This window comes from uncultured Arthrobacter sp. (assembly GCF_964021775.1).
In the GTDB taxonomy this organism is placed as follows: Bacteria; Actinomycetota; Actinomycetes; order Actinomycetales; family Micrococcaceae; genus Arthrobacter.
On sequence record NZ_CAXHZI010000038.1, the window covers coordinates 1 to 15105 of the forward strand.

Consider the following 15105-nt stretch of genomic DNA (forward strand, 5'->3'; position numbering starts at 1 on the left):
GGACGCTCCCGCAGTTGTGGTGGTTTCCGGGAGGACGCTCCCGCAGTTGTGGTGGCTTCTGGCGGGACGCTCCCTCACCTCGAGTGAGGGAGCGTTTGGGTTTAAACCGCCGGAGGTGAGGGAGCGTTTGGGTTTAAGCCGCCGGAGGTGAGGGAGCGTTTGGGTTTAAGCCGCCGGAGGTGAGGGAGCGTTTGGGTTTAAGCCGCCGGAGGTGCGGGAGCGTTTGGGTTTAAACCGCCGGAGGTGCGGGAGCGTTTGGGTTTGAACCGCCGGATCTGCGGGAGGGTCGTCTAGAACTTGTGGCGGTTGGCGAGGACCGGGAGTTTGGCGCGGGCGTCGTCGACGACGGCGGGGTCCAGGTCGGCGAAGAGCATGCCGGGGGCGCCGTCGAGCTCCTGGAGGACGTCGCCGAAGGGGGAGACGACGGCGGAGTGCCCGACGCCGGTGGGCGCGGAGCCCTTCGTTTCGAGGCCAACGCTGGCGGGATTGCCTTGGCCGCACGCCAGCACGAAGGTGGTGGAGTCCGCGGCGCGGGCCCGGGACAGCAGTTGCCACTGCTCGACCTTGCCCGGCCCGGCACCCCAGGAAGCGCAAACGATGTTGACCGCGGCGCCGCGCTCCGCGTTTTCCGTGAAGAGGTCAGGGAACCGGACGTCGTAGCAGGTGGCCAGGCCGAAGGTGACGCCGCCGACGTCGAACGTGACCGGTTCGGTGCCGGCGTCCACGGTGTCAGACTCGGCGAAGCCGAAGGCGTCGTAGAGGTGGATCTTGTCGTAGCTGGTGTCCACTCCCGGACCGGCGACCAGGAGCGTGTTGCGGACCTTGCGGTCGTTGCGGTCGCCCGCGGCGGTCGTACCGGGGGTGAACATGCCGGCCACGATCACGATGCCCAGCTCGGCCGCGATGCCGCGGACCTGTGCGGCCCAAGGGCCGTCGAGGGGCTCGGCGATGTCCAGCAGCGAGTTGCCGAACGCGCGCATGGTCGCTTCGGGGAAGACCACGAGGTCAGCCCCGCCGGCCTTGGCCTGGCCGGCGTACTCGCGCACAAGGTCCAGATTCCGGTCCGGCTCGCGGCCGGTGATGATTTGAGCCAGTGCAACCCGCACAATTACCTCCAGTTCAGCGTGTACTCCCAGTATGCGGTGCGCCCGGCGGCGGCCCACGCCGCGGAGCGGAAACCGGGCCCATTTGTCATCCCCGGCTAAGCTTTAAGCGATGGTCAAATCCTTTGTAGATTCAGCTACCACCGTAGACGCCTCGCGGCCGTTTCCGCTCGGTGTCAGCGTCCCGCGCACGGGTTCCCCGGCAACGGACGATCCTCGTGGTGCCTTCGCAAATGTTGCCGTCTACGCCCCGGGCGTGACCACCCTGGACATCGCCTTCCAGGCGCCCGGCGGCAGCTGGCGGCTCGAGACGCTGCCCAACGTCACCGACGGCGTCCACCACGGCATCGTCGAAGGACTGCCGGTCGGTTCGCGCTACGGCCTGCGCGCCTCGCCGGAGGCCGAAACGCTCCCGCTCTCCGTGCCGGCGCCGGACTTCGACGCCGACGGCGGGCAGCCGCTGCTGCTGGATCCGTACGGCCGCGGCGTGGACGAACGCGGGGACTTCATCACCAGCGTGCGGATGTCCGGCGACTTCGACTGGGGCGTGGACCACTTACCGCGCACCCCCTGGCGCAACACCATCATCTACGAGGCCCACGTACGCGGCCAGACAATGCTGCATCCGGACATCCCGGAACACCTTCAGGGCACCTATGCGGGAATGGCGCACCCGGCCATGGTCGAGCACCTGGTCTCGCTGGGCGTCACCGCCGTGCAGCTGCTGCCCGTCCACTTCCACATCGACGAGCCGCACCTGCAGAATCTCGGACTGCCCAACTATTGGGGCTACAACACGGCCGCGTTCTTCGCCCCGCACCCCGGCTACGCCAGCCAGGCGGCCCAGGACGCGGGGCCGAAAGCCGTGCAGGACGAGTTCAAGGGCATGGTCAAACTGCTGCACGACGCCGGGCTGGAGGTGATCCTCGACGTCGTCTACAACCACACCGCGGAAGGCGGCGCGGACGGGCCCACCCTGAGTTTCCGCGGCCTGGGCGAGCTGGAGTACTACCGCCACGATGGCCACGGCAAGTATGTGGACACCACCGGCTGCGGCAACTCCCTGAACTTCGGTGAGTCCCGGGTGGTGCAACTGGTGCTGGATTCCCTGCGCTACTGGGTCAACGAGTTCCACGTCGACGGGTTCCGCTTCGACCTCGCCGTCACCCTGTGCCGCAATGCCAACAACGAGTTCGATCCCCGGCACCCCCTCCTGGTTGCCATCGCAGCGGATCCGGTGCTGTCGGAAACGAAGCTCATCGCCGAACCCTGGGACGTTGGCTACGGCGGCTGGCAGACGGGCAGGTTCCCCGCGGGCTGGGTGGACTGGAACGACCACTTCCGCGACGCCGTCCGCACGTTCTGGCTGGCCGACCGTGCCGCGATCGACGCCGGCGGGCAGGGCGGATCCGTGGCGCGGCTCGCGGACGCACTGTCCGGGTCGGCGGGCCTGTTCGCGGCCTCGGGGCGAAGCCGGCTGGCCTCGGTCAACCTCATCACCGCGCACGACGGCTTCACCCTGGCCGACCTGGTCTCCTACGACCGCAAGCACAACGAGGCCAACGGGGAGCAGAACCGCGACGGCCACGGCGACAACCGCAGCTACAACCACGGCTTTGAGGGCCGCACCGAAGACGAGGAAGTCCTCGCACGGCGCGCCCAGACCAGCCGCAACCTGATGGCCTCGCTGATGATCTCCCAAGGCGTGCCCATGATCACCGCCGGGGACGAGATCGGCCGCAGCCAGCAGGGCAACAACAACGCCTACTGCCAAGACAACCCGCTGACCTGGATCGACTGGACCAGCACCCCGGAGTCCCACGCGATGCTGCGCAGCACCAAACGCGTGATCCGGCTGCGCAAGGAGTTCCTCGCCGGCCAGCCGCACGACTACCCCGCGCGGGACCAGCAGTCCTACTTCCACTGGTTCGACGCCCACGGCGAACCGATGTCTGGGGACCGCTGGCAGGACCCCGGCCACCGGGTGGTCCAGCTCCTACTGGGCTCCGACGACGGCCGTGTCGACGGCCTCGTGGTGGTCAACGGCTCCGCGCAGGACGTCAAGGTCACGCTCCCCGCCATTCCCGCAGACGGCGGCGGCGCCCACCGGCTCTACGAACTCCGGCTGACGACGTCGGAACTGCACGACCGCCGCCAAGGCGTCCAAATCTCCTCAGGCGAGCGGGATGTGGTCCAGGCCAACAGCATCAACATCTACCGCGTTTAAGTGCCCGCACACCGGCATGGGGGAACAACGAATGAAGACCCGACGGCTGACCGCCCTCATCGCCGTGCTGCTGGGACTCGTGGTGCTGGGGTTCGTGCTGGGCGGCATCCCGCAAACCGGGACCGCCCCGCCGGCGGACGGCCGGGCCGCTTCGTCCGGCAGCGCCACCGCCTCCCGGGCCCCGGCGCCGGGCCCGGTTCCGTCGTCGGGCGTCGCCAATCCCTCCCGACTGCCGGAGATCAACGCTTCCAGCCTGCCCCCTGAAGCGCGGCGGGTTCTGGCCCTGATCGCCCGCGGCGGGCCCTACCCATATTCCCGGGACAACGTCACCTTCAAGAATTTAGAAAGAATACTCCCGCGCAAAGCGTCCGGATATTACCGGGAATTCACCGTGCCGACGCCAGGGGTGACGAGCCGCGGAGCGCGCCGGATCGTCACCGGCGCAACCGGTGAGAAGTACTACACCGCAGACCATTACGAATCGTTCAAATTCATCGTCGAAGGCAAGTAAGGAACTATGAAGATTTTTTCCGCCGACACCTGGACCCTTGAGGAATTGCAGGCCCAGGTCCACGACGCCGGCCGACGGGCCCTCGTGATCCCCGGCGCGGACTCTAAAAAGGCCGTGCTGCAGACCTTCGGCGAGGCCTTGGACTTCCCCGAGCACTACGGCGTGAACCTGGACGCCCTCAACGATTCACTGCACGACTTCGCCGACGCCGTCAGCGCGGACGGGCAGCCGCCGGTCACCGTCATCTGGCAGGTCCCGGCCGTCTTCCGCGCCGACCGCGCCTTCGGAATCATCTGCGAAGTCCTGCAGGACGCCGAACGCTACGCAGGCAACGACCTCAAAGTCATCACCATCTGCCTCTGACCCCGCAAATCCCCTCAGCGCCGTAGAAGGCGGCCTGATCCGAAAGCGTGCGAAAAACCGACCACGCTCAGCGCGTCGCGCGAGCCGGTCATCCGGAAGCGTGCGTCTAAGCAGGGCCCCCGCCGTCAGGGTTCCCTGGCCGAGCTTGCGAGGTTAGGGAGACGGTGGGGAGGTACGAGCGAGCACGCGGAGGATGACTGGCTTGCGGGACCGGGGACGGAGGTAACGGCTTAGGCGTTAACGATCAGGCCCAGCTCGGCCTTCGACGCCAGCCCCTCATGCTTGGGCAGTACCCGGACGGTGTAGCCGAAGGAGCCGGACCGGTCGATCACGAGGGTCCCGCTGAAGAGGTACCGGCCCTTGCCCAGGTCCTCCACGGACTGCAGCTCGGCCACGGTGACGTCAGTCAGCTCGTCGCTGTCTTCGGCCCGGCCGAAGGCCACCTCCACGGACACATCTTCCGGCGGCAGGGAATGGAGCGCCACGTAGGCGTTCACCTGCAGGTCGTCGCCGATCTGCGGGTCCTCGGACACGCCCACGGAATCGACGTGTTCCACCTGGACCTGCGGCCAGGCGGCGCGCGTCCGGGAACACCAGGCAGCGAGCTCCTTCGCTGCGGCAAAGTTGTCCGCCGACGCTTGCCGCCCAGCCACCGCGGCCGGCCGGTAGAGAACGTTGACGTAGTCCTGCAGCATCCGGTCCGCGGACACGGCCGGGCCCAGGTGCGCCATGGTGTGCTTGATCATCGAGACCCAGTGCGTGGGAACCTTCTGCGGCCGCGGCTGCGAGGGGCCGGCGGCGCCGGCCTCATCGGAGACGGTGAGGCCGTAGAACTTTGGCGCCACCTGGGTTTCGAGGAGTTCGTACAGGGCCGCAGCCTCGATGTCGTCGCGCTCCTCCGCGGACGCGTCGTTGTTGGCCGTCGGGATCGCCCAGCCGTTCTCGCCGTCGTACATCTCGTCCCACCAGCCATCCAGCACCGAGAGGTTGAGCGAGCCGTTGAGCGCGGCCTTCATCCCCGACGTGCCGCACGCCTCAAGCGGGCGGAGCGGGTTGTTCAGCCACACGTCGCAGCCCGGGAACAGGGTCCGGGCCATGGCGATGTCGTAGTTGGGCAGGAACGCGATCCGGTGCCGGACCGCGGGGTCGTCGGTGAAACGCACCAGGTCCTGGATCATCTTCTTGCCGGCGTCGTCCGCGGGGTGCGACTTGCCCGCGATCACCAGCTGGATCGGGTGCGTCTTGTGCAGCAGCAGGGCCTTGAGCCGGTCCGGATCGCGCAGCATCAGTGTGAGGCGCTTGTAGGTCGGCACCCGGCGGGCGAAGCCGATGGTCAGGATGTCCGGGTCCAGCACCGAGTCGGTCCAGGACAGTTCGGCGTCCGCGGCGCCGCGTTTCTTCCAGGCGGCCCGGAGCCGGCGGCGGACGTCTTCCACGAGGGAGACCCGCATCTCGCGGCGCAGCGCCCAGAGGGCTTCGTCGCTGACGTTGTAGGCCAGATCCCAGCGGCCTTGCGTCTCGGCGTCGGAGCCGAACTGCTCGCGCGCCAGCTGGGACACCCGCGGATCCACCCAAGTGGGGACGTGGACGCCGTTGGTGACCGACGTGATGGGCACCTCGGCATGGTCGAATCCCGGCCAGAGCGCCGAGAACATGCCGCGGGAGACAACGCCGTGCAGCTTCGCGACGCCGTTGGCGCGCTGGGCCAGCCGCAGCCCCATCACCGCCATGTTGAAGACAAACGGGTTGCCGTCGGCAAAGTCCTCCCGGCCCAGGTCCAGGATCTTGGACGTCGGGACGTCCGGGGCCAGGCCCGCGGTGAAGAAGTGCTCGATCTGCGAGGTCTCGAAGCGGTCAATGCCGGCCGGAACCGGCGTGTGCGTGGTGAACACCGTGGAGGCGCGGCCCGCGGTCAGCGCTTCGTCCCAGCTCAGCGGGCTGTCCCCGGACATCAGTTCCTGGATGCGTTCCACCCCCAGGAAGCCGGCGTGGCCTTCATTGGTGTGGAAGACCTCCGGCGCGGGGGCGCCGGTGAGCCGCTGGAAGGCGCGCAGGGCCTTGACGCCGCCCATCCCCAGCAGCAGCTCCTGCTGCAGCCGGTGGTCGCCGCCGCCGCCGTAGAGGCGGTCGGTGATGCCGCGCGCCGCGTCGTCGTTGCCCGCCACGTTGGAGTCCAGCAGCAGCAGCGGGACTCGCCCGACGTCGGCCCGCCACACGTGCGCCAGCAGGCGGCGGCCGTGGGGGAGCGGCAGCGAAATCTGGATGGGCCGGCCGTTGCCGTCCGGGGAGGCCTCGCGGAGCAGGGTCAGCGGCAGGCCGTCGGGATCCAGGACGGGATAGGTCTCCTGCTGCCAGGCGTCGCGGGAGAGGGACTGCTTGAAGTAGCCGGCCTGGTAGAGCAGCCCGACGCCGATCAGCGGAACGCCGAGGTCCGAGGCCGCCTTCAAATGGTCGCCGGCCAGGATGCCGAGTCCGCCGGAGTACTGCGGGAGGACCTCGGTGATGCCGAACTCGGGCGAGAAGTACGCGATGCAGCGCGGGGCGTCGTCGCCGAGGCTCTGGTACCAGCGGGGCTGTTCCAGGTACCGGTCCAGGTCATCGGCGGCCTCATGGACGCGGCGGACCACGTCCTGGTCCGCGGCGAGGCGCTGCAGTTCTTCCCTGCTGACAAGGCCCAGGAAAGTCACCGGATCGTGCGCGCTCTCGGCCCAGACGGCCGGGTTGAGTTGCTCGAAGAGTTCCCGGGTCGGCAGGTGCCACGACCAGCGCAGGTTGGTGGCCAGCCGCGCCAGGGGCCGGATCGATTCGGGAAGAACAGTTCGGACGGTAAATCTGCGGATAGCCTTCACCTGCGAAACACTAACGGACAACGCAGGACCCCGGAACAGCTTTGGGTTTCTTTCCGGTAAATGTCGGATTGCCGTCAGGATTCGGCCAAAAAACTGAGCAGCCTTAGCATTCTGCGCGATTTGTAGATAACGTCGAGGCTGTGACGACTAACTCGCGAACCAGTGCCGTGTCCAAGCAAAAGCCGAAGGCCCTGATCACGGAGGGCCTCAAATTCGGCAGGTTTCCCATCACCGCGGTGCAGCCCGCGGTTGAAGACGGGAAATTCCCCGCCAAGGCCGTCGTAGGCGAGAGCATCGTGGTCGGCGCCACCGCGTTCCGCGAGGGCCACGACATGCTCGGCGTCAGCGCGGTCCTGCTGGACCCCCGGGGCAAAGAATGCCAGCGCGTCCGGCTGGCCCCGCCGCGCGGAGACCGGGGCAAGGGCACCGACCGCTGGGAAGGCCTGCTCACCCCCTCCGGCACCGGCAAGTGGTCCTTTGTGATCGAGGCCTGGCACGACCGCTACGGCACCTGGCACCACAACGCCGAAGTCAAGATCGAGGCGGGCGTCGACGTGGACCTGATGCTGGCCGAGGGCGCCGCCCTGCTGACCGAGGCCTCCGAGGACGCAACCCGGCCCTCCGCGGACCGGCGGACCCTACGGATCGCCGTCGTCGGCCTGTCCGACGGCTCGAAAACCCCGGAAGAGCGCCTCGCCGCGGGCTTCAGCGCCGACGTCGCCGCCGTCGTCGCGCGGCAGCCGATCCGGGAACTCGTGACCGTCTCCGAACCGTATCCGCTGCTGGTGGAGCGCGAGCTCGCCGGCCGCGGCGCCTGGTACGAATTCTTCCCGCGCTCCGAGGGCGCCGTCCGCAACCACGAGACCGGCGAATGGACCTCCGGGACCTTCCGCACCGCCGCCAAGCGCCTCGACGCGGTGGCCGCGATGGGCTTCGACATCATCTACATGCCGCCGATCCACCCGATCGGTACCCAGCACCGCAAGGGCCCGAACAACACCCTGCTGGCCGGCCCGCACGATCCCGGCTCGCCGTGGGCGATCGGTGCGAAGGAAGGCGGCCACGACGCCATCCACCCGGACCTGGGCACCTTTGAAGACTTCGACGCCTTTGTGGCGCGCGCCGGCGAACTGGGCCTGGAAGTGGCCCTGGACCTCGCGCTGCAGGCTGCCCCGGACCACCCCTGGGTGCAGAGCCACCCGGAATGGTTCACCACCCGCGTCGACGGCAGCATCGCGTACGCCGAAAACCCGCCGAAAAAATACCAGGACATCTTCCCGCTCAACTTCGACAATGACCCGGCGGGCCTGTCCAACGAGATCCTGCGGATCGTCCAGCTCTGGGTCAGTCACGGCGTCAAGATCTTCCGCGTGGACAACCCGCACACCAAGCCGGTGTGGTTCTGGGAGTGGCTGATCGCCAAGGTCAACAAGAAGAACCCCGACGTCGTCTTCCTCGCCGAGGCGTTCACCCGGCCGGCGATGATGCACGCGCTGGGCCGGGCCGGGTTCCAGCAGTCCTACACCTACTTCACCTGGCGGAACACCAAGGAGGAGCTGGAGAAGTACTTCCACGAGGTCAGCCACGAATCCCCGGCCTACTTCCGGCCGAACTTCTTCGTCAACACCCCGGACATCCTCACCGAGTACCTGCAGTACGGCGGCCCGGCGGCGTTCAAGATCCGTGCCGCGCTCGCTGCCACCGCCAGCCCCATCTGGGGCGTCTACGCCGGCTACGAACTCTACGAGCACGTCGCGCGTCCGGGAGCGGAGGAGTACATCGACAACGAGAAGTTCGAGTACAAGGCCCGCGACTGGGACGCTGCGGCGGAATCCGGCCGCACGCTGGCCCCGTACCTGACCCGGCTCAACGAGATCCGGCACACCCACCCGGCCCTCGGCGACTTGCAGAACCTGACCCTGCACGCCAGCACGGACAGCGCCACGATCGTGTACTCGAAGCACAAGACCTTTCCGGACGGCACCAAGGACACCCTGATCATCGTGGTCAACGTGGATCCGCACAGCACCCGGGAAAGCACGGTCTCCCTGGACCTGGCAGCCCTGGAGCTGGACCCGGAGAACCTGACGCACAACGGCGGCTTCATCGTCGATGACCTGCTGACCGGCGAAAGCTGGGAATGGGGCGAGTACAACTACGTACGCCTTGACGCACACGTCGAACCCGCCCACATCCTGAGCATCCGGAGGTAGCGCCAGTGAGTTTCAGCCCGAGCAACCCCAACCAGCACTTCACCCCGAAGGGGACTTTCGAACTGAACGCGCCCGGCCTCCAGCACGATCCGCATTGGTACCGCAAGGCGGTCTTCTACGAGGTCCTGGTGCGCGGTTTCGCGGACGGAAACGGCGACGGATCCGGCGACTTCCACGGCCTGATCGAGAAACTGGACTACCTGCAGTGGCTCGGCGTCGACTGCCTCTGGCTGCCGCCCTTCTTCCAGTCCCCGCTCCGCGACGGCGGCTACGACATCTCGGACTACAACTCCGTGCTGGATGAATTCGGCACCATCAGCGACTTCAAGCGGCTCGTCGCGGAGGCACACGCCCGCGGCGTCCGGGTCATCATCGACCTGCCGCTGAACCACACCTCGGACCAGCACCCGTGGTTCCAGGAGTCCCGCAAGGACCCGGACGGACCCTTCGGCGACTTCTACGTGTGGAGCGACACGGACGAGAAGTACCAGGACGCGCGCATCATCTTTGTGGACACCGAGGAATCCAACTGGACCTTCGACCCGATCCGCCGCCAGTTCTTCTGGCACCGTTTCTTCAGCCACCAGCCGGACCTGAACTTCGAGAACCCGAAGGTGATCGACGCCCTCTTCGACGTCGTGCGCTTCTGGCTGGACCAGGGCATCGACGGCTTCCGCGCCGACGCCATTCCCTACCTCTTCGAGGAGGAAGGCACCAACTGCGAGAACCTCCCGGCGACCCACGAGTTCCTGCGCCAGCTGCGCCGGATGGTCGACGAGAGCTACCCGGGCCGCGTCATCATCGCCGAAGCCAACCAGCCGCCCGCCGAAGTGGTGGAGTACTTCGGCACCGAAGAGGAACCGGAATGCCACATGGCCTTCCACTTCCCGATCATGCCGCGGCTGTACTACGCACTGCGGGACCAGAAGGCCGCGCCCATCATCGAGACGATGAAGGACACTCCGGACATCCCTGAGGGCGCCCAGTGGGGCACCTTCCTGCGCAACCACGACGAGCTTACCCTGGAAATGGTCACCGCCGACGAGCGCGCCGCGATGCTCGGCTGGTACGCGCCGGACCCCCGCATGCGCGCCAACATCGGCATCCGCCGCCGGCTTGCCCCGCTGCTGGATAACTCCCGCTCGGAGATCGAACTGATCAACGCGCTGCTGCTCTCGCTGCCGGGAAGCCCGTTCCTGTACTACGGCGACGAGATCGGCATGGGCGACAACATCTGGCTCGAGGACCGCGACGCGGTCCGCACCCCGATGCAATGGAACCCGGACCGCAACGCCGGGTTCTCCCACGCCGACCCGGGCAAGCTGTATCTCCCGGTGATCCAGTCGCTGGTTTACAACTACAGCATGGCCAATGTGGAGGCCGAGGCGGCCCACTCCGGCTCGCTGCTGCGCTGGACCCGCCAGATCCTCAGCGTCCGCAAGAACCACCCCGCCTTTGGGCTCGGGTCGTTCCAGCACGTCGAAGCGGACCACGACGTCGTCCTGTCCTACCTGCGCGACCTGCCCGCGGGCAATGCCGCCGGCGAGGAACCTGAGACCATCCTGTGCGCCTTCAACCTGTCCCAGCACCCGGTGGCCACCACGCTGCGGGTGCCGCAGTACGCCGGCCGCGGGCTCCGCGACGTCTTCGGCGGCCAGCCCTTCCCGGGAATCTCCGACGACGGCACGCTGACCCTCACGCTCGGCAGCCACGATTTCTTCTGGCTGCGGATCCGATCGGCCGCCTCCAACCCGGCCTCGCCCCACACCCAGGCGATGCCTATTCTGTCCATCGAAGGCTGAAATGACCCGACCCACCCTTTCCCCCGCACTGGACGCCCTGCTCCGCAGCTGGCTGCCGCGCCAGCGCTGGTTCCCCGTCAAAAGCGCGCACTTCAGCTTCGAACCGGTCGGCCGGGTGCGCCTCGGCGGCGGCCCGGAGGACGGCCCGGCGGTTGCCGGTGCGACGGAGATCGGTGCGACGCTTGAAGTACTGCTCCTCGCGGTGACGTACCCGACGGCGGACGGCAACCGCACCGACGTCGTCCAGGTGCCGCTGAGCTCCCGCGCCCTGCCGCTGGCGGGTGCCGGGGCGGCCCTGCTCGGAGAGATCGCCGCGGACGGCACGGACTCCGCCCACGGCTGGATTTACGACGGCGTCCACGACCCTGCCTTCATCGCGGCCTGGCTGGAACTCATGCGTGCCCGGGCAGCCACCGCCGATGGCACGGCCGCCGGGCACCTGGTGGAATCGGACTACCGGCTGCCCTTCGCCACCGGCAAGGTCCGGGTACTCTCCGGCGAGCAGTCCAACAGTTCCGTCATCGTCGACGACGGCGCCTCCGCGGCGATTCTCAAATTCTTCCGGGTGCTCTCCGAAGGGCAGAACCCCGAGGTGGAGATCGGCGCCGCCCTGACCGCCGGCCGCACCACCGAGGTCCCGGCCACCCTCGGCTGGGTCACCGGCGAATGGGCCGGCCCCGACGGCGGAGCGACCGCGCGCGGCGAACTTGCCGTCGCGCACGAATTCCTGGCCGGCGGCCTGGACGCCTGGCGCCTTGCCGTGGATGCGGCCAGCACCGGCACCGACTTCACCGCCGAGGCCCGGGCGCTGGGCGTCGCGACGGCCACCGTGCACAGGCGTCTGGCCGAGGCGCTGGGCACGGCAGCGGAGTCCGTGCCGGGCGGGGACATCGCGCCGGGCGTCGCCCAGCGGGTCCGCCAGTCGTGGGCGGAAGCCGGCGCCGCCGTCGGGCCGTTCGACGCTGAGCTGGAAGAACTCCTCTCGCGGCTGGAGGGCAGCAGCGCCGGCCGGCTGCAGCGCATCCACGGCGACCTGCACCTCGGCCAGATCCTGCAGGTCCCCGGCCCCACCGGACAGCCGGCGCGCTGGGCCATCCTGGACTTCGAGGGCGAGCCGCTCCGGCCGATCTCGGAACGCAACTTCCCGGATGTGCCGCTCCGTGACGTCGTCGGCATGCTGCGGTCCTTTGACTACGCCGCCGGCGCCGCTGTCCGCGAATACGACGGCGCCGTTGTGCCCGCGGCCTGGGTGGACGACTGCGCCGAGGCCTTCCTGGCCGGCTATGCGGAAGTCACGCCCGGCACGATCGACCGTGACTCGCCGCTGTTTGTGGCGTTGTGGCTCGACAAGGCTCTCTACGAAGTTGTTTACGAACTACGGAACAGGCCGGATTGGCTCGCCATCCCGGTCAATGCGTCCCGTCGTCTCCTTGGCAGTACAGGTTCCGGCGTTCCCGCCGAAGCCGCAGCGGAAGGTAACAAAATGACAGGTTCAGCACGTACCGATCGACCCGGCGTCCCGCTTCCCGTGGATGCGGAGACCCTCGCCCGGGTCGCCGCCGGAGAGCACCACGCGCCGCACTCGGTCCTGGGTGCCCACCTCGACGACTACGGCCACGTCACCATCCGCACCGTGAAGCACCTCGCGGAGGCCGTTTCCGTGGTCACCGCGGCAGGCAGCTTCCCGATGTCGCATGAATCGGGCGGCGTCTGGGTGGCCGTCCTGGAGCCGGTGGACGAGGGGCACGTGCCGGACTACCGGCTCGAGGTCACCTACGAGGGCCAGGCGCCGCAGCAGGCCGACGAGCCCTACCGCTACCTGCCGACGGTGGGGGAGATCGATCTGCACCTGATCGGCGAAGGCCGGCACGAGCGCCTCTGGGATGTGCTGGGCGCGCACGTCCAGCACTACAAGTCCGCCCTGGGCGACGTTGACGGCGTGTCCTTCGCGGTCTGGGCCCCGAACGCCCAGGCCGTGCGGGTCAAGGGTGACTTCAACGGCTGGGACGGGCGGGAATTCTCCATGCGTTCCCTTGGGTCCTCAGGCGTGTGGGAACTGTTCATCCCCGGCGTTGTAGCAGGGGCGTGCTACAAGTTCGAGATCAAGACCAAGTACGGCCACTGGGTCGAGAAGGCTGATCCGCTCGCTTTCGGCACCGAAGTCCCGCCGCTGACGGCCTCCCGCGTGGTGGAGCCCTCCTATGCGTTCAAGGACGAGGAATGGATGAAGGCCCGCGCGGCCCGGGACCCGCACAACGCGCCGATGAGCGTGTATGAAGTCCACCTGGGTTCCTGGCGGGTAGGGCTGGACTACCGCGAACTGGCCAAGGAACTCGTGGAGTACGTGAAGTGGCTCGGCTTCACCCACGTGGAGTTCATGCCCGTTGCCGAGCACCCCTTCGGCGGGTCCTGGGGCTACCAGGTCACGTCCTACTTCGCGCCGACCTCGCGTTTCGGGCACCCGGACGAGTTCCGGCACCTCGTGGACGAACTGCACCAGGCGGGCATCGGCGTGCTGCTGGACTGGGTTCCGGCGCACTTCCCCAAGGACGCGTGGGCGCTGGCGAAGTTCGACGGCGATCCGCTGTACGAGCACTCCGACCCGAACCTGGGCGAACACCCGGACTGGGGAACCCTGATCTTCGACTTCGGCCGGAGCGAGGTCCGCAACTTCCTGGTTGCCAATGCGCTCTACTGGCTGGAGGAGTTCCACATCGACGGCCTCCGCGTCGACGCCGTGGCCTCCATGCTCTACCTGGACTACTCCCGCGAGGAAGGCCAGTGGCAGCCGAACCGATTCGGCGGCCGCGAGAACCTCGAAGCGATCTCCTTCCTGCAGGAGGTCAACGCCACGGTCTACAAGACGCACCCCGGTGCGGTCATGATCGCCGAGGAGTCCACGGCATTCCCGGGTGTCACGGCGCCGACCAGCCAGGGCGGCCTCGGCTTTGGGATCAAGTGGAACATGGGCTGGATGCACGACTCGCTCAAGTACATGGCGGAGGACCCGTATAACCGGAAATGGCACCACGGCACCATCACCTTCTCCATGGTTTACGCCTACACGGAGAACTTCCTGCTGCCGATCAGCCATGACGAGGTTGTGCACGGCAAGGGCTCGATGCTGCGCAAGATGCCCGGCGACCGGTGGCAGCAGCTCGCCAACCTGCGGGCGTTCCTGGGCTACCAGTGGGCGCACCCGGGCAAGCAGCTGATCTTCATGGGCACCGAGTTTGGGCAGGAAGCGGAATGGTCCGAGCAGCACGGCCTGGACTGGTGGCTCGCCGACATCCCCGCGCACCGGGGTGTGCAGCTCCTGACCAAGGACCTGAACGAGCTGTACAGCTCCACTCCGGCGCTGTACGAACGGGACAACGACCCCGACGGCTTCCAGTGGATCAACGGCGGCGACGCGGACCGCAACGTGCTGACGTTCATCCGCAGGGATGCCGCCGGCGATGCGCTGGTGTGTGCCTTGAACTTCTCCGGCGCCCCGCATCACGGCTTCGCACTGGGTGTGCCGGCCGCAGGGGAGTGGCAGGAAGTCCTGAACACCGACGCCGCCGCCTACGGGGGATCGGGTGTCCTGAACGAGGGGACCCTGACGGCTGCCGACTCGGAGATCGACGGCCAGCCCGCCACGCTCACCGTAACGCTGCCTCCGCTGGGCGCCGCGTACTTCAAGGCCGTCGGCTAGTTCTGTGGCAGTTGCCGGTTGACGCCGGTCATGGCTAGGGATGACTAGTGGTGGGAGGGGCCCGGAATCCTTGTGGTTCCGGGCTCTTCCTTGTCCCTGGCCTGTTTGCGGCGCGGGGCCGGAGGCCGGTACCGCAGGAGGCAGTCCGGGGGCGGCTTTGTCACCCGGCCCGAGTGGTGGTACAGTTTATTTCCGCGCTGCTCCCCGGAGTTGATCCGCTAAGAAGACCAAGAAGCCTATGGCAAGACTGAGTCGGAAACGCTGATTTGACTAGGGTGAAGCAAGCGGGTAAGTTTGAAAAGTTGCTCCGGAGCGATCCTGGACCGTTGGGTTTGGGTGG

At 67.8% G+C, this 15105-nt stretch carries 8 protein-coding genes; 6 read left to right on the forward strand and 2 right to left on the reverse strand.

Annotated features, from left to right (window positions below):
* Positions 1-290 precede the first annotated feature (290 nt).
* The gene (locus ABIN76_RS17480; protein WP_346960924.1) at positions 291-1106 is read right to left on the reverse strand and encodes a carbon-nitrogen hydrolase family protein; all 816 of its coding nucleotides are present in this window, start codon (positions 1104-1106) and stop codon (positions 291-293) included.
* 109 nt (positions 1107-1215) lie between these two features.
* Here ABIN76_RS17480 and glgX point away from each other — a divergent pair, with 109 nt between their 5' ends.
* Genes glgX through ABIN76_RS17495 form a run of 3 tightly spaced genes read left to right on the forward strand, consistent with a single transcriptional unit; the run spans position 1216 to position 4204 of the window.
* Complete coding sequence (gene glgX / locus ABIN76_RS17485; RefSeq protein ID WP_346960925.1) at positions 1216-3330, forward strand: glycogen debranching protein GlgX; 2115 nt, start codon at positions 1216-1218, stop codon at positions 3328-3330.
* Positions 3331-3361: 31 nt separating this feature from the next.
* Positions 3362-3841, forward strand: coding sequence for a ribonuclease domain-containing protein (locus ABIN76_RS17490; protein ID WP_346960926.1), 480 nt, complete (start codon positions 3362-3364; stop codon positions 3839-3841).
* Between the two features lie 6 nt (positions 3842-3847).
* A complete protein-coding gene (locus ABIN76_RS17495) occupies positions 3848-4204 on the forward strand; it encodes a barstar family protein (protein WP_346960927.1) in 357 nt (118 codons plus the stop codon).
* A 230-nt stretch (positions 4205-4434) separates the two neighbouring features.
* On the opposite strand, the gene glgP is transcribed toward ABIN76_RS17495, so the two are convergent.
* A complete protein-coding gene (gene glgP / locus ABIN76_RS17500) occupies positions 4435-7053 on the reverse strand; it encodes an alpha-glucan family phosphorylase (protein WP_346960928.1) in 2619 nt (872 codons plus the stop codon).
* A 140-nt stretch (positions 7054-7193) separates the two neighbouring features.
* On the opposite strand from glgP, the gene ABIN76_RS17505 reads away from it, so the two are divergent.
* From ABIN76_RS17505 to ABIN76_RS17515, 3 genes are read left to right on the forward strand one after another with little or no spacing between them, the layout of a single operon-like run.
* Positions 7194-9266 (forward strand): alpha-1,4-glucan--maltose-1-phosphate maltosyltransferase, encoded by a 2073-nt coding sequence (locus ABIN76_RS17505; RefSeq protein ID WP_346960929.1) that lies wholly within the window; start codon positions 7194-7196, stop codon positions 9264-9266.
* A 5-nt stretch (positions 9267-9271) separates the two neighbouring features.
* On the forward strand, positions 9272-11068 hold the full coding sequence (treS, locus tag ABIN76_RS17510) for a maltose alpha-D-glucosyltransferase (RefSeq protein WP_346960930.1): 1797 nt from the start codon (positions 9272-9274) through the stop codon (positions 11066-11068).
* A gap of 1 nt (position 11069) precedes the next feature.
* A complete protein-coding gene (locus ABIN76_RS17515; protein WP_346960931.1) occupies positions 11070-14765 on the forward strand; it encodes a 1,4-alpha-glucan branching enzyme in 3696 nt (1231 codons plus the stop codon).
* Positions 14766-15105 lie beyond the last annotated feature (340 nt).

What these genes read in the sequence shown, in the direction of transcription:
- ABIN76_RS17515 (WP_346960931.1), top strand. Translation starts at nt 11,070, where the DNA reads ATGACCCGACCCACCCTTTCCCCCGCACTGGACGCCCTGCTCCGCAGC.
- ABIN76_RS17495 (WP_346960927.1), top strand. Translation starts at nt 3,848, where the DNA reads ATGAAGATTTTTTCCGCCGACACCTGGACCCTTGAGGAATTGCAGGCC.
- glgX (WP_346960925.1), top strand. Translation starts at nt 1,216, where the DNA reads ATGGTCAAATCCTTTGTAGATTCAGCTACCACCGTAGACGCCTCGCGG.
- ABIN76_RS17490 (WP_346960926.1), top strand. Translation starts at nt 3,362, where the DNA reads ATGAAGACCCGACGGCTGACCGCCCTCATCGCCGTGCTGCTGGGACTC.